Below are 20,992 nucleotides of genomic sequence, written 5' to 3' on the forward strand. Positions count from 1 at the left end.
AATCGCATGCGTGTTCTCCGTTGTTGAAGGGGGTAAACCGTGATCCGCGGGGAACGTACCCGCGTGGCCCGGATAGCGCGCGCAGCGCACGACGGCAGCCACGGCAAGCATGGCAGCTATGGCGACGCGCTGCCATCGGGCCTCTCGAAACGGGTCCGGCAAGACCCTGCAACCCGCACGATTCAGCCGGGCCGGGAATCGCCTGCAGGTGCACTGGCGGCCCATTGGCGTTGCGGACACATCGGCATCGCCCGCTACGATCCCCGAAGCCTCTGCAGCGCATCGGACTGGCGATGCGCACGTCATGCGCACCGTGCACAGGGTGCGATGGCGCGAAGCCGGACCGGAACGATCACCCCCAGGGCGGCTCCACTCCCTCGACCCGGTATTCGCGCCGCAGAGCACGCAGCAGGCTGTAACAGCAGAAGGCAAGGATGATTGCGACCGGCAGGCCGCCGGTGAGTGACGCGGTCTGAAGACTGTCTAGCGCGCGTTCACCGCCGACGATCAGCAATGTGGCCGCCACCGCCCCCTCGGTGATGCCCCAGATCACCCGCTGGCGCTTGGGCGAGTGGATCGCCCCGCGCGAGACCAGGGAATCGATCACGTAGGTGCCGGAGGCCGAGGAAGTGATGAAATAGGTCGCGATCAGCAGCGTTGCAATGGCCGAGGTCAGCGTCGTCCACGGCAGGTGGTCGAGGGTGGCATACAGCGCGACGGTCGTGTCCTCGGCGACCGCTGCAGCGATGCCGGCGCCCTCCTCGAACAATTCAAGGTATAGCGCGGTGCCGCCGAAGATCGTCAGCCAGGTGAACACGAACAGCGTCGGGACTCCGAGCACGCCGACGATGAACTCGCGGATCGTGCGCCCGCGCGAGATGCGGGCGATGAAGATGCCGACGAACGGCGACCAGGCGATCCACCATGCCCAGTAGAACATGGTCCAGTCCTTCTGCCATCCGGAACCGCCAATCGCGTCGGTATGCAGACTCAGGTCGATCAGCTGCTGCAGGTAGCTGCCGGTGGAGTCGAGCAAAAATCGCACCAGGAACAGCGTCGGCCCGGCCAGCAGCACGAACAGCATGAAGGCCATCGCGAGCGTCAGGTTGAACACGCTCACCCACTTCAGACCGCGATCCAGACCCGAAAGGACCGCGAACACGGCCACCGCCGTGATCGCCGCGATGATGCCGACTTGGTACCAGTGCGACACCGGCAGGCCCACCAGCACATTGAGCCCGGTGTTCAACTGCATCGCACCGAAACCGAGCGAGGTGGCGAGTCCGAACAGCGTCCCGAAGATCGCGAGGATGTCGATCGCGTGGCCGATCGGCCCGTAGATGCGGTCTCCGAGCAAAGGGTAGAAGATCGAGCGGATCGTCAACGGCAGGCGATGCCGGAAGCTGAAATAGGCGACCGACAGCCCCAGCACCACATACACCGCCCAGGCGTGCAGGCCCCAGTGAAAGAAGGTGTAGACCATCGCCCGCCGCGCCGCCTCGGCAGTCTCGCCCTCGGCGTGAGGCGGCTGCTGATAGTGCATGATCGGCTCGGCCACGCTCCAGAAAACCAGGCCGATGCCCATGCCCGCGCTGAACAACATCGCGAACCAGGCACCGTAGCTGAATTCCGGACGGTCGTCGGGCTGCCCCAGACGGATGGCCCCGTAGCGGCTGAAGCCCAGCCAGACCAGGAACACCAGAAAGACCGTCACCGCGAGCAGGTAACCCCAGCCCAGGTACTCGGTGATTAGACCATGGATGCCCTCGAACACCCGGCTCGCGGTCGTCGGAAACAGCACGCCGAAGCCCACGAACAGGATGACCATGACCGCCGAGGCCATGAACACCGTCGGGTTCACGGAAGCGAAGAACGCCTGTGGACGGTAGTGCTTCGACATCTCGAATCCTCCTGGGGCGTCGGCGCGGCCGGCCGGTCAGGTGTCCGTCTCCGGCGGCGACCGCTCGATCATGCCAGTGAGCTCTCCTTCATCCAGCACGTGCCCCGCGGCCGCCTGGTCGAATTGACTACGGGTACCACCGGATTCGAGCTCGAGTTCGGCATCGAGGGCCAGCACGCGAAAGCGGTAATGGTGTACGCCCTCGGGCGGGACGGGGCCCAGGTAGCCGATCTTGCCAAACGAATCCATGCCCACCCGGCCTTGCTCGGGCAGGTTCAGCGCATCGACCCGAACCGTGTCGGGCGGCAGGTTCCACACCAGCCAGTGGGTCACCTCGCCCAGCGGCGAATCCAGGTCTTCCAGGATCAGCGCCAGGCTGCGCGCACCCTCGGGCACGTCGCGGATCTCCAGCGCCGGCAACCGATTCTCGTTCGGTGCCGTCGCGCTCCAGGGCATTCGGCCGCCTTCCTCAAAGGTGGGGCTGGTCAGTTCCATCGCTGCTCTCCCAGTTGAACGATCACGGCGCGCGACCACCACCCCGGACCAAGAACGATGCGTAGCGCGTAGAGGCCTGAAGCCGTCATCCACCATCCCCACGCCAGGGTTGCCGCGGCCACCGGGGCACTGCACACGCCGCGCGCCCGATGACGCTGAGTTGTCCCACCCTCCGCGTCACCGAGACGGGAGCCCGCGTCGTTTCACACCACCGGCCATACCCGTTCTGGTCAATGCGTACCGTACATGATGCTGGTGTCCAGGAACCCGAACAGCACCAGCAGCGCCAACGCCCAGACATAGAAGGAAAACACCTTGAGCTGCGCCCGGTACAGAAAATACAGCACCATCTTCAGAGAGACGATACCGACCACGGCCGAGACCACGAACCCCACGGTCAATGCTGCCCAGCCAATGTCACCGAGGCCGTCGGCACGAAAAACCTCCAGCGACTGCACCAGCGTGGCAGCCAGAATGGTGGGGATGGCGAGAAAGAAGCTGTATTCCGCGGCCCAGCGGCGCTTGAGACCGCTGAACAACGCGAAGGTGATGGTCATGCCGCTGCGGCTCAGCCCCGGAACCAGCGCAAACCCCTGGGCTACCCCGATCACCGACGCCACCCGTGGGCTGATCTGGCGCAGGCCCCGAGGGCGCCGGCTCAAACCGTCCGTCCACCATAGCAGCACCCCCGTCAGGGTCAGGGTTCCCGCAATCAGCAACGGATAGGCGAACACGCGCTCGAAGGTCAGCTTGAGAGTAAAACCCACCACGGCCGTGGCAAACACCGACAGCACGATCAGCAGCCCCAGCCGCAGATAGAGCATCTCGCGCCCACCCGCCCCCCTCGAACTCGCCCACTGCCACGATTCGCGCACGATATTGCCGGACAGATGCAGCAGGCTGCGCCAGAACACGAACACGATCGACACCAGCGTGCCCACATGCACCACCAGATCGAACAGGATCATCTCCGGGCTTTCCGGTGGCGGAAGGGGTTGCCCCATGCCGATCAACCAGTGCTGGGTCAGCACCAGATGGGCGGTAGAGCTCACCGGCACGAACATGAAGACCCCCTGCACGATCCCGAGCAAGGTGGCAATCCATAACGTCATTTCAGCCGAAACTCCAGGCCGGCAACGGGCCGCGCAGTATATCGGATCCTCGACACGCGCTTCGCCTTGCTGCCGCTGCAGGCAGCGGCAAGAAACCCCTCCCCCGTTTACGGCGCAGGGTTCGGGAGGAAGTGAGCGCACTGCCTGGCCGCGGGATACGCTCCCGCATCCCTTTCCTTCGGGCTCGCCTCCAGCCGTTCGAAATACGCTAGCGGCGTATGAATCCCGCACACGCGCAAGGAGACGACCGCTCCCACCCGCGGCGCGCGGGTGCCCCCTCGACGCAGCGGCAGCGGCCAGTGCCCGCGGGCTCAGAACGGCAGCTCGGCCTGAACCCACCGGTCACCGGCCGGGCCCTCCTGGCTGTCCGCCACGAGGGCGCCTGCACGCACACCCAGCAGCCGGATGCGCCGGTCGAGCGGCACCCGGCGCAGGCACTCCCGACTCGACGCGAGCAGATCCTCCGCACGGCATACCGGATTGCGCAGCGTGACGTCGCGGGTCAGCGTACGGAAATCGTGGTAGCGCAGTTTGATTCCGATGGTACGGCCACGATACCCCCTGGCCGCGAGATCCCCTGCGACCCTCTCGCAGAGGCCGGTCAGCGCAGCGGTCAGCAGCGCGCGATCCTGGCGCGGGTGCAGATCACGCTCGAAGGTCGTCTCGCGAGTCATAGACCTGGGTTCGGATTCGGTGACGATCGGCTGTTCGTCGAGACCGTGGGCGGCCCGGATCAGCCAGCCGCCCATCCTGGCACCGAAATGGCGTTCCAGCAGGGCCGGGGCCGCACCGGCGAGATCGCCGATGGTTCGGATGCCCAGCCCCTGCAGCCTATCGCCAGCCTTGGGGCCGATCCCGTTGATCTTGTTCACGGGCAGCAGCCAGACGCGGGCAGCCAGGTCGGAGGGCGCCAGCACGGTCAGACCGTCCGGCTTGTCGAGGTCCGACGCGATCTTGGCCAGGAGCTTGTTCGGCGCAATGCCAATCGAACAGGAAAGCCCGGTGGCTTCCCGCACTGCAGCCTTGATTTCATTCGCAAGCGGCAGCGTGTCGGCGGACATCTCGGTCAGGTCGATGTAGATCTCGTCGATACCCCGGTCCTCGATCCTCGGCGCGATGTGCGCCACGGCGGTCTTGAACAGCCGCGAGTAACGCCGGTAGGCGTCGAAGTCCGCGGGCAACAGGATCGCATCCGGGGCGAGCCGAGCCGCGGTCATCAGCCCCATTCCGGAATGCACACCCAGCGCCCGGGCCTCGTAGGTCGCGGTCGTGATCACGCCCCGCCCCGCGTAGTCGCACAACCGGCGAAATCGCGGATCGCCCCGCGCCTGCCCCGCTGTTGGCTGCAGCCTGCGGCCACCGATCACGACCGGCTGCCCCCGCAGCCGTGGATACCGCAGCAGTTCGACGGATGCGTAGAACGCGTCCATGTCGAGGTGAGCGATCCGGCGTTCGGTTCCGCGACCGGGAAGCCGGCTGTCCCGTACCGGCTGTCGCGCAGCACTGGAGGATGGTCGTCTCATCGGTGAGGGAAATCCTACCGCCTTCGACGCACGGGGGCATCGGGCACGATTGGCGCGCGAACGGGTCCGATGCCGCACGGGTCGGCGAGGCACGCCGCTACCGGCCCCGCGAAGCCTGCGCGCACTTCGACCGAACACGGCCTCGCGTCGCACGAACTCTCGACACAAGGGCGCCCGCGCCAGCGGCGCCGGACCGCAGGGTTCGCCCTCGGCCCCGTGCGGTGCGGGTCCTGGAACCGGGCCCCAGGACCGTCCCGAATTGTTCACGACAAGCGCCAGGCGTGGAATCGCTGCAGCCATTGCAGCACGCGTTCGGGCTTGTGCGCTTTCTTCCACTCGCCCGCGACGTACTTGTTCGCCTCCGCCATCGTCGGGTAGACGTGGATCGTGCCGAGGATCCGGTTCAGGCCGAGGCCCGCCTTCATCGCGAGCACGAACTCGGCCAGGAGTTCGCCGGCATGGTGGCCGGCGATGGTCACGCCGAGGATTCGGTCCTTTCCGGGCGGGGTCAGCACCTTGACCATCCCCCGTGCCTCGCCGTCGGCGATTGCCCGGTCCAGGTCGTCAATGCCGTAGGTCGTCACCTCGAACGGGATGCCCTTCTCTCGCGCCTCCTGCTCGCTCAGCCCGACCCGTGCGATCTCCGGATCGGTGAACGTGGTCCACGGAATCACCGAATAATCGACCCGGAAACGTCGGAACATCCCGAACAATGCATTCACCGAGGCGAACCACGCCATATGCGCCGCGACGTGGGTGAACTGGTAGCGTCCGGCCGCGTCGCCGCAAGCATAAATGTTCGGGTAGGTCGCCTGCAGAAACTCGTTGACCTCGATCGTACGGCCGGTACGGATACCCAGCGCATCGAGGCCAAATCCCTCCAACCGCGGTGCGCGACCGACCGCGACCAGGATCTCGTCGAGTTCGATCGCCTCCTCGCGTCCGTCGCGTCTCACGACCAGGCGCTTTCCCGCCTCGCCGGTCTCGACGCGCTGGCCCTCGCTACGGAGCCGCAGGTCCACGCCCTCGTCCAGCAGACGCACCTGCAGCATCTCGGAGATCTCGGGATCCTCGCGCGGCAGCAGCCGCGCACCCCGATGCACGAGGATCACCCGCGCGCCGAGGCGATGAAACGTCTGGGCGAGCTCGCAGCCGATCGGACCGCCCCCGAGGACCACCAGTCGGCGCGGGCACGCGCGCAGGTTCCAGACCGTATCCGAGGTCAGGTACCCGGCCTCGGCAAGCCCCGGCAGCGGCGGGATCAGGGGTTCGGCACCGGTGGCGAGTACGATCGCGCGGCTGGTCAGCGTGCGCGCGGTCCCGTCGGCTCCCGTGATCTCCACCGACCACGGGCCGGTCAGCCGGGCCGTTCCCTCGAGCACCTCGACCCCCAGCCCCTCGTAGCGCTCGCGCGAATCGTGCGGGGCGACCTCGGCGATCACCCGCCGAACCCGCTCCATCGCCTCGCCAAAGTCGAAGTCGACGCGCGCGGACCGGATGCCATAGTCGGCGGAACGGCGGATCTCGTCCAGCAGCCGCGCGGTGCGTATCAACGCCTTGGAAGGCACACAGCCGTAGTTCAGGCAATCCCCGCCCATCCGGTGTTTCTCCACCAGCGTCACTTTCGCCTTCACGGTCGCGGCGATGTAGGCCGAGACCAGGCCCGCAGCGCCCGCACCGATCACGATCAGGTTCCGGTCATAGCGCCGCGGGCGCTCCCAACCCCGGTAGACCCGGCGGCGACGCAGCACCTCGAGCGCACGGCGGGCAAACAACGGAAAGATCCCGAGCAGAGCGAACGACAGGATCAGGGTTGGCGACAGAATCCCCTCCGGGCTGTCGAGCCGGCCAAGCTGGGTGCCGGCGTTCACGTACACCGCCGTGCCGGCCAGCATCCCGACCTGTGACACCCAGTAGAATGTCCAGGTCCGCATCGGGGTCAGCGCCATCACGATGTTGATCAAGAAGAACGGGAACAGCGGCACCAGGCGCAGCGCGAACAGGTAGAAAGCACCCTCGCGCTCGATGCCGGCGTTGATGACTTTCAGCTTGTCTCCGTAGCGCCGCTGCACCGGTTCGCGGGCGATCAGGCGCACGATCAGGAAAGCCAGCGTCGCGCCGAAAGTCGATGCAAACGACACCAGCAGCAGGCCCCAGCCGAGACCGAAGACGGCTCCGCCGGCCAGCGTCATCACCGTGGCTCCAGGCAGCGAAAGCGCGGTGACCGCCACATACACGCCGAAATAGAGCAGGCTGGCGAGCACCGGACGGGCATCCCGATACGCCTCGATGTCCCCCTGGGCCGCTTTTACAGTATCGAAATCCAGCAAGCGGTCGAGGTCGAACGCGAAGAACGCGACGACAGCCAGCACCACCGCGGCAAGGAGGATCCATCGGGTCCGGTTCACGCGCATCACCCCGTATCGTGTTGGAAGGCGACCTGTACCCGCGTGGCCGCAGTGTGCAGGGTCAAAACGGTGCCGGAAGATCCGACTGCACAGACCCTGCGACGCCGGCACCGACTGCAGCGGTCCGAGGCTCCGGGGCCGGAACCGTCGGGCCTACCGCTCCGACCAGCCTGGGCCCAGAATACCTGCACCCCGCCCTTCGGCCTATTTCGGTTTTTCCCGATACCGCACCCATGTTCGGGCCACCAAGATAGGGATGGCACGTGATGGGCGATTCGTGGCCCCCCGATGGCGAAACCGAAGGCAATGCGTCGAAGAATCACCGAGAGCACTCGAGCAGCATGCCGCCCGGTGGCAGCGACTGGCCAAATGCCTTTGCACGGCAGGTCCGTATGATCGCGATGGCCGTTGCCACCGACGCCGCCGCAGGCTGGCGCGTCGAGCGGCCCAACCTGCTGGCGGACGTTCTCCGCTACCATGGCCTCGAACCCGATCGCGTGAACGCGGTCGCAACAACAACCGACTGTGACAACACCGGGCAGCGCGTGTGCTTGGTACGGCGGCATTCGCTTCCTGCCAGAGTGAACCCGGACCCCGAATCACCCATCCTGAAAATGGAGCACCGCATGGCCAACAGCGAGCCGGTCCTTCTCCTTGGCGACTTCCCCGCCATCACGCGCAGTGCGGTGACGACGCTGCAGGTCAACCTTGGCTATGTCTGCAACCAGACCTGCTTCCATTGTCACGTGAACGCCGGCCCCAACCGCAAGGAGAGCATGGGGCGCGAAACCGTGGGGGATGTACTCGCCTTTCTGACGCGTGGCGGTGTGCGCACGATGGACCTGACCGGGGGGGCACCGGAGCTGAATCCCCACTTCCGCGACCTGGTCACCCGGGCACGGGCACTGGGGATCGAGGTGATCGACCGCTGTAACCTCACCGTGCTCGGACAGCCCGGACAGCAGGATCTCGCGGTGTTCCTCGCCAGCCACCGGGTGGCCGTCATCGCCTCGCTCCCCTGCTACCTCGAGGAAAACGTGAATTCCCAGCGCGGCGATGGCGTGTTCGAGGGCAGCCTGTCGGGGCTGCGCGCACTCAATGCCCTCGGCTACGGGCACCCCGGCTCCGGACTCGAACTAAACCTCGTGTTCAATCCGCAGGGGCCAGAACTGCCGCCACCGCAGGCAGCGCTGGAGGCCGACTACCGCGCGCATCTCGGCAGCCGTTACGGCATCGTGTTCAATCGCCTGTTGACCATCGCCAACATGCCGATCAACCGCTTCGCGAAGACGCTGGCGCGCAAGGGCGAATACAACCGCTATCTGACGATGCTGCGACAGGCACACCAGGACGCGAACCTGGAACAGGTGATGTGCCGTTCGCTGGTATCGGTCGACTGGCAGGGCTTCGTCTACGATTGTGACTTCAACCAGATGCTGCACATCCCGCTGGCCGCGGCCGGACGACCGCGCAGCCACATCCGCGACCTGGACCCGGCCTCGCTCGCAGGCGGTACGATCGCGGTTGGCGACCACTGCTACGGATGCACCGCGGGTCAGGGCTCGAGTTGCGGGGGCGCCCTCGCCTGACCGATGCAAGTGCCGCTGATTGCCCACTCCGTCGCCGGGTCCACCGCCACGGCCGCGCCCGGAATGCCGAGGCTCCGCCGATGAAGGATCTGATCGACCTGTTTCGCCGGAGCCTGGCGACGGTGCAGGATCAGATCGTGCCCTCCGGCGGCCCCGGCCGGTCGGCAGCTACACAGCCGGTCACCGAGCATGATATCCACCTGGCGACCGCAGCCCTGCTATTCGAAGTCAGTCGGGCCGACTTCCAGATCCACGATGACGAACTGGTGACGATCCGCGAGCAACTCGCATCCGCATTCGATCTCGAACCGGAGGAGCTCGGCGAACTGATCCACCTGGCCCGCCTGGAAAGCGACGAACTGCTGTCCCTGCACCCCTTTGTCCGGGTGATCAATACCCACATGAGTCCGCAGGACAAACGCAGAATCATGGCGGATCTCTGGCAAGTTGGCTATGCTGACGGTGTACTTGCCCCACGCCAGGAGGCCGCCATACGGCAGATCGCCGACCTCCTGTACATTCCGCACGCGGTGTTCGTCCAGACGCGTATCGAAGTCGAAAATGCCAGAGGTACCCGTGATCCCGACCATCCCTGACAGTCCGGCACGACGGTCCGCTGCCCGTGCGGCCACCGTCTGAAGCGGTTCGGGGAAAATTGTCGCTGACACGGGAACCGTTCAAGCCACTGAACAGCAACCACTTCCTGAGACAGCAACGCGGTATTTCGCTCGCGATGTTCGATTTTTTCGGAATACCGCTTGCCATCCCCAGACGGGTTCTGTAGACTACGCCACACATTAGGTTTCTCTAATATTTTAGATCGGTTTCGGCTTTACCCGCGGTGTCCCGCCCTTGGCACTGCCCGCCCAGAGCGGTACCAAAGGGCACCATTCATAACCAATAGGATTGAATCATGCGCAACTCTCTGAAGCTTCTCGCCGCCGCCGCCCTGGTTGGTGCCTTCGCGATCCCGATGCACGCCAGCGCCCAGTGGGGCGGTCCGGGCTACGGTGGTCCGGGCTACGGCTACGGCGGTCCCGGCTACGGCTACGGCCCGGGCTACGGCCGCGGCTTGGGTGACATGTTCGGCATGGGCGACATGTTCAGCGACTTCGACTTCTCCGCCCGCGGTCGCGGCCACGGCCACGGCTACGGCCGCGGCTACGGCGACGCCTACGGCTACGGCCAGCCCTACGGCTACGGCCGCGGCTACGGCTACGGCGCCCCCTACGGCTACGGCGCGCCCTACGGTGCCCCGATGCCCTACGGCCAGCAGCAGCCTGAAGCCGCTCCCGCCGAATAAGGCGAGCGGTCCGGTCATCCAGCGCAACAGCGCTGGATGACGGCAAGGCCCGGTCCTTCTGGACCGGGCCTTTTTCGTTGCCGGGCTACGGCAACAGTCGCGGAAGCGACACCCACTGCGCGATCGAGTGCAACGGGTCCCGCGCCGTGCCCAACAGTCGCGGAAGCGACACCCACTGCGCGATCGAGTGCAACGGGTCCCGCGCCGTGCCCGAATCGGTTACCTTCCCGCCGAACAACGGCCACGACCAAGGCCCACTCGGTGGCCGAAGTCCTGCACGCAGACGTCTTTATGGCGGCACGCGTTCCTGCCCCGGATACCGCTACCGGGGATCCTGCAGCTGAGCGGGGCAACGCATTCCGACACGCCGACCTGGTGGCGGGCGATGCAGTCCGGATGCCGGTGACCGGCCCCCTCGACCGGGCCCTTCTCCGCAGCCTGCGCTTCGCGTATCGTGCCGCGATGCTTCCCGCCTCCGGCCAATCCCGATGACTCGGTCCGCGATGTCGCCGCTGCGCGCCGCGATCGGCCCGGGACTGCTGATGGCCGGTGCTGCGGTCGGCGTCTCCCACCTCGTGCAGTCGACCCGGGCGGGCGCCGAGTTCGGACTGCTACTGCTCCCGGTGGTGCTGCTCGCCTGCCTGCTGAAATACCCCTTCCTCGAATTCGGCCCGCGGTACGTGGCCGCCACCGGCGAGAACCTGCTGGTCGGCTACCGCCGGCTCGGCCGCTGGGCGCTTGCGCTGTTCGCGCTGATCACCATCGCCACGATGTTCATCATCCTGGCGGTGGTCACCGTGGTGACGGCCGGGCTGGCCGGTTTCGTGCTGGGAATCGACGCGTCGCCTGCGACCCTTTCGGTCGGGATCCTGCTGGCCTGCGTGCTGCTGCTGGCGATCGGGAACTACCGCGGGCTCGATCTCGCGATGAAAATGATCATGGCGGCGCTGACGGTATCGACCGTCGCCGCGGTGGTGCTCGCTTTCGGTGGTCTGCAGGACATGACCACCATCAGCGGACTGCAGCTCGCACCCCAGCTCTGGACGGCAACCGGCTTCGCGTTCCTGCTGGCGCTGGTCGGCTGGATGCCGATCCCTCTCGAGGTCGCGGTCTGGCACTCGCTCTGGACCCAGGAACGCGCGCAGGCGACCGGGCAGACGCCCACGCTGCGCAATGCGCTGATCGACTTCCGCATCGGCTACATCGGCGCGACGCTGCTGGCCGCGGCCTTCCTGCTGCTCGGCGCGCTGCTGATGTACGCCAGCGGCATGACCTTCGCCGACTCGGCCGTGGGGTTCTCGGCGCAACTGGTCGATCTCTACGCCGGCACGCTGGGGGAATGGAGCCGCCCGCTGATCGCGGTGGCGGCCCTGAGCACCATGTTCAGCACCACCCTCGCGGTGACCGATGCCTACCCACGCGTGCTCGCGGCGCTGCTTGCAGTCGCGCGGTTCGGCCCGGACGATCGCCGCGCCCGGGACCCGCATAACCGGGCGACCTATCTGCTGGCACTGGCCCTGGTGATCGCGGGGGCACTGCTGATCCTGTACTTCGCCGGCGCGGCGTTCACCCAGCTGATCGACTTCGCGACCACGCTTTCCTTCCTTGCCGCCCCGGTGATCGCCTGGCTCACGCTGCGCGTGGTCACCGACGCGCACATGCCAGCGGCGGCACGCCCGGGATTCTGGCTGCGCACGCTGGCCTGGCTCGGGCTTGCCTTCGGCGTCGGTTTCGCGCTGATCTGGGTCGGCTGGCGCATGCTGGCGTGATCGAGCGCGCCAGGCGGGGCGGGGTCCGGCAGTCGGCCGGCGGCACGACCTACGCCAGGCGCCACCGCTGCAGGACCCGGTACGGTCCCGGATGGCCTCCCCGCCCCGATTCGATCAATACCATCTCGGGCGCGACCCAGGCGATGGGCTCGATCGGGCCGGATGCCATCCGGGTCACGAACCGCCGCAGCGTCACGTGGGGTCGGAAGGGACGATCGTCCATCGCCACTCCCGCATCGCGGCAGATCCCGCTCAGTGATTGCGCGAGCGCGTCCAGTTCCGCCGGTGCATCGGACGGGCCCACCCACGCGATCCGCGGTCGGCGGAAATGGCCCAGGCGATCCAGTGTCAGGCGGATGGCGGGCCGCGCCAGACGATTCGCGTCGGTGGCGATCCGCGTCACCACCGGCGCGGGAACCACCCCGGCGAATGCCAACGTCAGGTGCAGGTGCGCGACCGGAACCAGCCGGCCATTGGCGCGCAATTCCCGGGAAAGGCGCGCGAGGCGGTCCCGCAGCGCATCGTCCGGCCACAGGGCAAAGAACACACGCCGACGATCAATTTCCTGACTCATCGCTTGCCTCGATGGAACTGCGCGCCCGAGTCAACGTAGAAAAGCAGCCACGGAAGAACACGCAAATCACGGAAGATGAAACAGACCAAGCCGTTTCCTCTTGAGAAACAAACTGCTAGGACAACATGAAATCATGTGGGTTACCAGAGTGCCGATGGTGCCCCACTGCAGTCCCGGTTTCTGCGCGAACGCCTGCCCCGGTATGGGCCCGGGGATGGGATGCTGATTATCACGAAACCTCCGCAGCGAGTGCGACGCCGTGCAGCGTCGGTCGTCATTGCGAGCGTAGCGCGGCACTCATGCGCGCAGCGCATTGAACAGCCGAAGGCTGGCCCGCAGGGTGAGCGCAGCGAATAATCCAGGCGGCATGGGGAAGACCATCGCCGCTTGGATCGCCACGTCCCGCCACGCTGCGCTCGCGGCTAAAGGCTTCGCTCCTCGCGATGACGGTGGTTTCGATGACGGCCCGTTCCAATTTGCGGAGCTTCCGTGATAATCAGCCTCCCAACCCCGGCCGAGGCCGCGGCAGGCGCTCGCGGAGAAACTGTGCTCGGAGCGAGGCCGATGGTTGCTGCAGGCGCCCTTTCCGCAAGTGATTGATTTCCAATGAGGGACACAGTTTGTTTCTCAAGAGGAGCCGTTTTCCCGTGTCTGTCCGTGCTTTCCGTGGCTCGCCTTTGCATCGTGCAAGGCGGCCGCTGGCCCGAAAGGTAACGTGAACGTCGCGATCATGCCCGCGCGCTCCCTTGGGAGCGTGCCTTGCACGCGAACGCGCCGCAGGCGCGCCCGGCGATCAGCGTGCCTGCAGCACCAGCGTCGGGCCCTCGTTGCGGATGTCCAGGCGGCTCAGGAAACTCATGCCCAGCAGGGCCGTGGCAGGCCGGTCGCCCGGCAACACGACGGCGCCCACGTCGCGTTCTTCCAGACCGCCGATCTGCACCCGCTCCAGGACCACGCGCTGCCCCATGACCCGGCCCGAGGCCGTCTCGACCGGAACCGGGTTTCCCCCGGACAGCGACAACCGCAGCCGTTCCGCGTCGTGCTGGCTCAGGGTGATCAGCGTCGCCCCGGTGTCGACCACGAAGCCGACCGGCTGCCCGTTGATGGTTCCGTTCACCCGGTAGCCACCGAACTGTGAATTGGGAAGCAGGCGCAGCTCCGGAAGCGACCGGCTTTCATAGGCACCCGCGAAACGGCCGCGCTCAAGGCCCAGCCGTTGTTCCCGGCCCTGGTACTCGACCAGCGCCGACTCGCTCGTGGCCCGCAACAGGCGAAGCCCGTCGGGGCCGGTCTCCCCGTCGCTCAGCACGAAACGTTGCCCGTCGAGCAGGAACAGCGCTTTACCCGCGAACAGTGCCTGCACCCGGAGTTCCGCCATCGCGGGCCCGGCGACCCAGGTAAACCCAAGCGCGGCGACCAGAACGACGATCTGTTGAAACCGTTGCATGTTGCATCCTCCAGAAGGAAGTCCGGCCCCGGCCGGATCTGCGGATGTCCGAAGCCCGTGGTACCTCGGCAGCCGGTGACGGCCGATAGGGCGATGCACATGTGCGTCGATCGGCCGCCCTGCTGCCATCAATCCACAGCCGCGATCCCGGCGCAAGTCTCCCTGACAACCGGGTCCGATCCGGCCTCCGCGCACGACCGGTCGCGCGCCGGCGGTTCCCTGCGGCACAATGCGGTAAACGCGACACCGGAACTTCCCGCGGGCTAGAGTAGCCGGCGCTGACGGGTTCCGGATGGATCCCGTGGCAGCACGCCCCTCGCGACAAAGGCGAAGCGATGAACATCCTTTTCGACCAACGTCTGGACGGTCCGCTGCCCCCCGTGGACGCCGCGATCACGCTCGAGCGCCTGCGGGCCGCTCTCCCCGGGATGAGCCTGCTGTACCGTGAGGAGGACCGGCGCCCGTTCGAGTGCGACGGCTTGTCGGCGTACCGCGTGTTGCCGATGCTGGTCGCACTGCCCGAAACGGTCGAGCAGGTCGTGACCCTGTTGCGCACCTGCCGTGAACTCCGCGTGCCGGTGGTGACCCGCGGCGCCGGCACCGGCCTCTCCGGCGGCGCACTGCCGCTGGAACAGGGCGTGCTGCTGGTGATGTCGCGCTTCGACCGAATCCTGGAACTCGACCCCGACGCGCGCATCGCTCGAGTGCAGCCGGGAGTGCGCAATCTCGCGATCTCCGAGGCGGCCGCGCCCCACGGCCTGTACTATGCCCCCGACCCGTCCTCGCAGATCGCGTGTTCGATCGGCGGCAACGTTGCCGAGAATGCCGGCGGCGTGCATTGCCTGAAATACGGGCTGACCGTGCACAATGTGCTTGCGATCGAGGCGATCACCCTGGAAGGAGAACGCCTCACGCTCGGCTCGGCGGCGCTGGATGCGCCGGGCTACGACCTGCTCGCACTGTTCAACGGCTCCGAGGGCATGCTCGGAATCATCACCGAGGTCACGGTGAAACTGCTGCCGCGACCCGAGACTGCGAAGGTGATTCTCGCCAGCTTCGACGACGTCGAAAAGGCCGGCCGCGCGGTCGGTGACATCATCGCGGCGGGCATCATTCCCGGTGGCCTGGAGATGATGGACAACCTCGCGATCCGCGCAGCCGAGGACTTCATCCATGCCGGCTACCCGGTCGACGCACAGGCGATCCTGCTCTGTGAACTCGACGGGGTCGAGGCCGACGTCGCCGACGACTGCCAGCGAGTGCGCAAGGTCCTGGCGGCGGCGGGAGCGACCGACATCGCGCTCGCCTGCGACGAAGCCGAGCGCGCGCGCTTCTGGGCTGGACGCAAGAACGCGTTCCCCGCCGTTGGCCGCCTGGCACCCGACTACTACTGCATGGACGGAACCATTCCCCGGCGTGAACTGCCGAGGGTGCTGAAGGGGATTGCGGCGCTGTCGGCGGAATCCGGCCTACCGGTGGCGAACGTGTTCCATGCTGGCGACGGCAACATGCACCCCCTGATCCTGTTCGATGCCAACCGGCCCGGCGAACTGGAACTCGCGGAGCGCGTCGGCGCACGCATTCTCGAACTCTGCGTCGAGGTCGGCGGCAGCATCACCGGCGAACACGGCGTCGGGCGCGAGAAGATCAATCAGATGTGCACCCAGTTCCAGCCCGACGAGATCACGGTGTTTCACGCGGTGAAGGCCGCGTTCGACCCGGACGCGATGCTCAACCCCGGCAAGAACATCCCGACGCTCGCCCGCTGCGCAGAGTACGGCGCGATGCACGTACACAACAATCAACTTCCACACCCGGACCTGCCCCGGTTCTGAGCGATGCGGCGCGAATGGAACATCCCGGGCGCTACCCCATGCGTCCTGCGTCGGCACACCCTGCCGGGCCAACCCGGGTTCCACAGGTTGTGGCACCAGACACCAGAACCACCCCCTCACCGGCCCGCGACCCAAGCGCACACATGAACCCGACCGATCACCCGGACACCGTTGACCACGACATCGCGGCCGAACTCTGCACCCGCGTGGCCGAAGCCGACGCAGCGGGCACTCGGCTGCGGATCGCGGGTGGGGGTACCAAGGCCTTCTACGGGCGCCCGGTGGCAGGCACGCCACTCGACGTGACCGCCCATCGTGGCGTCACCCACTACGATCCGGTCGAACTCGTGGTCTCGGTGCGTGCCGGTACTCCACTCGCGGAGCTCGAACGCACGCTGGCCGCCGCCGGTCAGCACCTTCCGTTCGAACCACCGCATTTCGGCACGGCCGCGACCGTCGGCGGCATGGTCGCAACCGGGCTCTCCGGCCCGCGCCGCCCCTGGTCCGGTGCCGTACGCGACTTCGTGCTGGGTACGCGCCTGATCACCCACCGGGGCCGGGAGCTGCGCTTCGGCGGGGAGGTGATGAAAAACGTCGCCGGCTACGATCTCTCGCGGCTGATGGCCGGTGCGCAGGGTACGCTCGGGGTGATCACCGAGGTCTCGATGAAGGTGCTGCCCCTGCCCGCAGCCGCGTACAGCCTCAGCCTCGCGCTGCCCCTGGAGCATGCAATGGCCAAGCTGGCCAAATGGGGCCGTCAGCCGGTACCGCTCACCGCCGCTGCCTGGTCCGATGGCATCCTCCATCTCCGTCTCGAGGGCGGCAGCCGCTCCGTGGCCGCGAGCCGGGCCCGGCTCGGCGGCGAGGATCTCGACCCGGCGTTCTGGCACGATCTGCGCGAGCACCGCCTCCCGTTCTTCGAATCCACAGACCCGCGCCCCCTGTGGCGGCTGTCGCTGCCGCACCACACACCGCCGCTGGCCTTGGAAGGCGACTGGTTCCTCGACTGGGGCGGCGCCCAGCGCTGGCTGCGCAGCGACGTCGCCGCGCCCCGGATTCGCGACGCCGCCAGCCGGGCGGGCGGCCATGCCACCTGCTGCACCCCGGGTGCCGCCGAGCCCTTCCACCCGCTGGCCCCGGCCATCGCGAAATACCACCGGCAGCTGAAGGCGCAACTGGACCCCCACGGCATCTTCAACCCCGGCCGCCTTTACCCGGACCTCTGACGATGCAGACGCAATTCACCGAACGGGCCCTGCAGGAGCCCCGCATCCGCGAGGCCGACCGAATCCTGCGCAACTGCGTGCATTGCGGTTTCTGCAACGCGACCTGCCCCACCTACCAGCTGCTCGGCGACGAGCGCGACGGCCCGCGTGGGCGAATTTACCTGATGAAGGCGTTGCTCGAACAGCCTCACGCAGGCGACAAGATCACCGCCGAGACCCGGCTGCACCTGGACCGGTGCCTGACCTGCCGCAACTGCGAGACCACCTGCCCCTCGGGTGTCGAATTCCACCGGCTGCTCGATATCGGCCGCGCCGAGATCGAGTCCCGTGTGCCGCGCGGATTCCGGGAACGCGCGTTCCGCTACCTGCTGCGCCGGGCGCTCGGGTCACCCCGCGCCGCCGCCGCGCTGTTCCGGATGGCCCGCGGCATCCGTCCGTTGCTCCCTGCGCGCCTGCGGGAAAAGGTTCCACCCGCGGCGTTGCCGGCGGGACAGCGGCCGCTGCCCGGCCGACACGAGCGGCGCATGCTGCTGCTCGAAGGCTGCGTGCAGCCCGGCCTCTCGCCGAACACGAACGCCGCTGCGGCACGCGTACTGGACCGCATGGGCATCGACCTGCGGCCCGCAGCATCCGCGGGCTGCTGCGGGGCCATGGATTACCACATGAACGCAGCGCGGGACGGCCTCGACCGGGCCCGCGCCAACATCGACGCTTGGTGGCCCGAAATCGAGCCCGGCGCCGAAGCCATCGTGCAGACCGCCAGCGGCTGTGGCGCCTTCGTGAAGGACTACGGTCGATTGCTGGCCGACGATCCCGCCTACGCCGAGAAAGCCGCAGCGGTCAGTCGGCTCGCACGCGACCTGGTCGAGGTGCTGCAGGAAGAACCGCTGGAACAGCTCGGCCTGCGGACCGCGCGGTCACTCGCGTTCCACTGCCCCTGCACGCTACAGCATGCGCAGCGCCTCGGCGGTGCGGTCGAGTCGGTGCTTTCCCGCCTTGGGTTCCGGCTGACCTCGGTCGTCGATGCTCACATCTGCTGCGGGTCCGGCGGCACCAACTCGATCACCCAGCCGGAGATCGCACGCCGGCTGCGGGACCGGAAAATGCGAGCGCTGGAGGCCGGCAGTCCCGAACTGATCGTCACCGCGAACATCGGCTGCCAGGCTCACCTCGCCTCGGCCGACCGTACACCGGTTCGCCACTGGATCGAGGCCGTCGACGAGGCACTGGAACGCGCTCCCCTGCCAGGGTAATACAACCGAGCGCAGGGACCAGGGCGGCATTCTGACCCGGTCGCACCTCAGGGTATGCCGACCGCCACGACGATCACCCGCAATGCACTCACCCTCACCCCTTTCCCGCAAGCGGGAAAGGGAGACGACCGCAAGGCCGTTCCCCGTTCACGGAAACCCCAGGGGGACAACGCCCCAACGGGACGTGGCATCATGCAACGACCCGCCCCCGGGGCAACACACAGGCGCAGGATCCACTCACAAGGGAGGCCGAGCCAGCATGACCCGTTACGTGACCCATGAGCGGCTGCAGGTGGCCGCGGAACTGGACCGCTTCATCGCAGACGAAGCCCTTCCGGGCACCGGCATCGAGCCCCAGGCCCTCTGGTCCGGCGTCGATGCGCTGGTCCACGACCTGATTCCGCGCAACCGGAATCTCCTCGAGCGACGCGACATGCTGCAGAAGCAGATCGACGCCTGGCATCGAGCACATCCCGGTCCGATCCGCGACCTCTCTGCGTTCCGCGAATTCCTCGAGGAGATCGGCTACCTGGCCGACGCCCCCGCCGATGTCCGCGTCAGCACCGCCAATGTCGACCCGGAAATCGCGGTCCAGGCCGGGCCGCAACTCGTGGTACCGGTGAGCAATGCGCGGTACGCGCTGAACGCCGTCAACGCCCGCTGGGGCAGCCTGTACGACGCCCTGTACGGCACCGACGCGATACCCGACGACGACGGCGCCGAACGCCGTGCCGACTACAACCCGGTACGGGGCGAAAGGGTGATCGCTTACGCGCGCGACCTGCTGGACCGCGCAGCCCCGCTCAAGTCCGGCTCACACCACGACGCGGTTGGCTACATGGTCGACGAGGGCCGACTGATCGTGAACCTGGACAACGACGACGAGACCGCACTCGAGGATCCGTCCCGGTTCGCCGGCTACCAAGGCGAGGCCCGGAAACCCTCGGCCGTGCTGCTGAACAACCACGGCCTGCACCTCGAGATCCAGTTCGACCCCACCCACCCGGTCGGACGCGAGGACGCAGCCGGCATCAAGGACATCCTGGTCGAGGCCGCCGTCACCACGATCATGGACTGCGAGGACTCGGTCGCTGCCGTCGACGCCGAAGACAAAACCGGCGTATACCGCAACTGGCTGGGCCTGATGAAGGGTGATCTCGAGGCCTCGTTCCAGAAGGGCGACGAGGTAATCACCCGCCGGCAGAACCCGGATCGCGAGTACACCGCCCCGGACGGCGGCAACGTGTCCCTGCCCGGCCGCTCGCTGATGTTCGTGCGCAATGTCGGCCACCTGATGACCACCCCCGCGATGCTCGACAGCAATGGCGGCGAGGTATTCGAAGGCATCCTGGACGGCATCGTGACCAGCCTGCTCGCGCTGCACGACCTGAAGCGGTCCGAAGGTGGCAACTCGCGCACCGGCTCGGTGTACATCGTGAAGCCGAAGATGCACGGTCCGGACGAGGTCGCGTTCACCTGCGAACTCTTCGACCGGGTCGAGGATCTGCTGCGCCTTCCGCGCAACACGCTGAAGATGGGCATCATGGACGAAGAACGGCGCACCTCGGTGAACCTGAAGGCCTGTATCGCCGCTGCGGCCGCGCGCGTGGTGTTCATCAACACCGGTTTCCTCGACCGCACCGGTGACGAGATCCACACCGCGATGGAGGCCGGTCCCGTGCTGCGCAAAGGCGACATGAAGGGCGCGAAGTGGATCGCCGCCTACGAGCGCAACAATGTCGTCGTCGGGCTCGCCTGCGGCCTGCGCGGCCGTGCCCAGATCGGCAAGGGCATGTGGGCGATGCCGGACAGGATGGCGGCGATGCTCGAGCAGAAAATCGGCCACCCGAAGGCCGGCGCCAACACCGCCTGGGTGCCCTCGCCAACCGCCGCGGTGCTGCATGCGCTGCACTACCACGACGCCGATGTCGCCGCGATCCAGCAGGAGATGGAGGCGAACCTCGACCCGGACATCGAGCGGCAGCTGCTCGACGACCTGCTCGCGGTGCCGGTGGTCGAACGCCCCGAGTGGCCCGACGAGGAGATCCAGCAGGAACTCGACAACAACTGCCAGGGCATCCTCGGCTACGTGGTCCGTTGGGTGCAGCAGGGGATCGGCTGCTCGAAGGTCCCGGACATCCACGACGTCGGCCTGATGGAGGACCGCGCAACGCTGCGCATCTCGAGCCAGCACATCGCCAACTGGCTGCACCACGGCGTGGTCGACGCCGGCCGGGTGCATGCGACGTTGGAGCGCATGGCGGCCGTGGTCGACGAGCAGAACCGGGACGACCCGCTGTATCAGCCGATGGCCGCCGACTTCGACGCGTCGATCGCGTTCCGCGCCGCCTCCGATCTGATCTTCAAGGGCCGCGAGCAGCCCTCGGGCTACACCGAGCCGCTGCTGCATCACTGGCGCGCGGTGCAGAAGGCCGAGCGGCAGGGGGCCTGAACGCAACGGCACGCTTTGGCGTGCCGCAGGTCCGCAGCATCACGGCTACCGGCTCTCCGTCTCCCGACGGGCAGTGGCGCAGACCGGACACGTCCCGGCAACCGGG

Annotated in this window: 14 protein-coding genes and 2 pseudogenes; 9 read left to right on the top strand and 7 right to left on the bottom strand. The window is 67.2% G+C overall.

The window, feature by feature from the left end:
- Positions 1-352 precede the first annotated feature (352 nt).
- The 5 genes and pseudogenes from TVNIR_RS10455 to TVNIR_RS10475 form a co-directional block, all read right to left on the bottom strand.
- On the bottom strand, positions 353-1,900 hold the full coding sequence (locus TVNIR_RS10455; protein ID WP_015259002.1) for a BCCT family transporter: 1,548 nt from the start codon (positions 1,898-1,900) through the stop codon (positions 353-355).
- A gap of 26 nt (positions 1,901-1,926) precedes the next feature.
- Positions 1,927-2,356: pseudogene (locus tag TVNIR_RS10460) on the bottom strand (YbhB/YbcL family Raf kinase inhibitor-like protein); the annotation flags it as partial.
- 269 nt (positions 2,357-2,625) lie between these two features.
- A complete protein-coding gene (locus tag TVNIR_RS10465; protein WP_015259004.1) occupies positions 2,626-3,507 on the bottom strand; it encodes an undecaprenyl-diphosphate phosphatase in 882 nt (293 codons plus the stop codon).
- Between the two features lie 311 nt (positions 3,508-3,818).
- The gene (gene dinB, locus TVNIR_RS10470; RefSeq protein ID WP_083499433.1) at positions 3,819-5,030 is read right to left on the bottom strand and encodes a DNA polymerase IV; all 1,212 of its coding nucleotides are present in this window, start codon (positions 5,028-5,030) and stop codon (positions 3,819-3,821) included.
- Positions 5,031-5,293: 263 nt separating this feature from the next.
- A complete protein-coding gene (locus TVNIR_RS10475) occupies positions 5,294-7,444 on the bottom strand; it encodes an FAD-dependent oxidoreductase (protein WP_015259006.1) in 2,151 nt (716 codons plus the stop codon).
- Between the two features lie 335 nt (positions 7,445-7,779).
- Here TVNIR_RS10475 and TVNIR_RS21045 point away from each other — a divergent pair.
- The 5 genes and pseudogenes from TVNIR_RS21045 to TVNIR_RS10495 all read left to right on the top strand — a co-directional run.
- Positions 7,780-7,974: pseudogene (locus TVNIR_RS21045) on the top strand (DUF3047 domain-containing protein); the annotation flags it as partial.
- 90 nt (positions 7,975-8,064) lie between these two features.
- The gene (arsS, locus tag TVNIR_RS10480) at positions 8,065-9,027 is read left to right on the top strand and encodes an arsenosugar biosynthesis radical SAM (seleno)protein ArsS (protein WP_043740552.1); all 963 of its coding nucleotides are present in this window, start codon (positions 8,065-8,067) and stop codon (positions 9,025-9,027) included.
- Between the two features lie 80 nt (positions 9,028-9,107).
- On the top strand, positions 9,108-9,623 hold the full coding sequence (locus TVNIR_RS10485; RefSeq protein WP_015259008.1) for a tellurite resistance TerB family protein: 516 nt from the start codon (positions 9,108-9,110) through the stop codon (positions 9,621-9,623).
- A 317-nt stretch (positions 9,624-9,940) separates the two neighbouring features.
- On the top strand, positions 9,941-10,330 hold the full coding sequence (locus tag TVNIR_RS10490) for a sulfur globule family protein (RefSeq protein ID WP_015259010.1): 390 nt from the start codon (positions 9,941-9,943) through the stop codon (positions 10,328-10,330).
- 488 nt (positions 10,331-10,818) lie between these two features.
- On the top strand, positions 10,819-12,099 hold the full coding sequence (locus TVNIR_RS10495) for an Nramp family divalent metal transporter (RefSeq protein WP_043739601.1): 1,281 nt from the start codon (positions 10,819-10,821) through the stop codon (positions 12,097-12,099).
- A gap of 49 nt (positions 12,100-12,148) precedes the next feature.
- Here TVNIR_RS10495 and thpR read toward each other — a convergent pair whose 3' ends face one another.
- Together thpR and TVNIR_RS10505 are read right to left on the bottom strand one after the other, a co-directional pair.
- Positions 12,149-12,673, bottom strand: coding sequence for an RNA 2',3'-cyclic phosphodiesterase (thpR, locus tag TVNIR_RS10500; protein WP_015259012.1), 525 nt, complete (start codon positions 12,671-12,673; stop codon positions 12,149-12,151).
- A gap of 793 nt (positions 12,674-13,466) precedes the next feature.
- Positions 13,467-14,120 carry a retropepsin-like aspartic protease family protein gene (locus TVNIR_RS10505; protein ID WP_015259013.1) on the bottom strand — a complete coding sequence of 218 codons (654 nt, stop codon included), beginning with the start codon at positions 14,118-14,120 and terminating at the stop codon, positions 13,467-13,469.
- Between the two features lie 335 nt (positions 14,121-14,455).
- On the opposite strand from TVNIR_RS10505, the gene glcD reads away from it, so the two are divergent.
- The 4 genes from glcD (at position 14,456) to TVNIR_RS10525 (ending at position 20,886) form a co-directional block, all read left to right on the top strand.
- Positions 14,456-15,955, top strand: a complete 1,500-nt coding sequence (gene glcD / locus TVNIR_RS10510) for a glycolate oxidase subunit GlcD (RefSeq protein ID WP_015259014.1) — start codon at positions 14,456-14,458, stop codon at positions 15,953-15,955.
- 143 nt (positions 15,956-16,098) lie between these two features.
- The gene (gene glcE / locus TVNIR_RS10515) at positions 16,099-17,181 is read left to right on the top strand and encodes a glycolate oxidase subunit GlcE (protein ID WP_015259015.1); all 1,083 of its coding nucleotides are present in this window, start codon (positions 16,099-16,101) and stop codon (positions 17,179-17,181) included.
- 2 nt (positions 17,182-17,183) lie between these two features.
- The gene (gene glcF / locus TVNIR_RS10520; RefSeq protein WP_015259016.1) at positions 17,184-18,434 is read left to right on the top strand and encodes a glycolate oxidase subunit GlcF; all 1,251 of its coding nucleotides are present in this window, start codon (positions 17,184-17,186) and stop codon (positions 18,432-18,434) included.
- Positions 18,435-18,693: 259 nt separating this feature from the next.
- Complete coding sequence (locus TVNIR_RS10525) at positions 18,694-20,886, top strand: malate synthase G (RefSeq protein ID WP_015259017.1); 2,193 nt, start codon at positions 18,694-18,696, stop codon at positions 20,884-20,886.
- Positions 20,887-20,992 lie beyond the last annotated feature (106 nt).

It is taken from the genome of Thioalkalivibrio nitratireducens DSM 14787, assembly GCF_000321415.2.
GTDB lineage: Bacteria > Pseudomonadota > Gammaproteobacteria > Ectothiorhodospirales > Ectothiorhodospiraceae > Thioalkalivibrio > Thioalkalivibrio nitratireducens.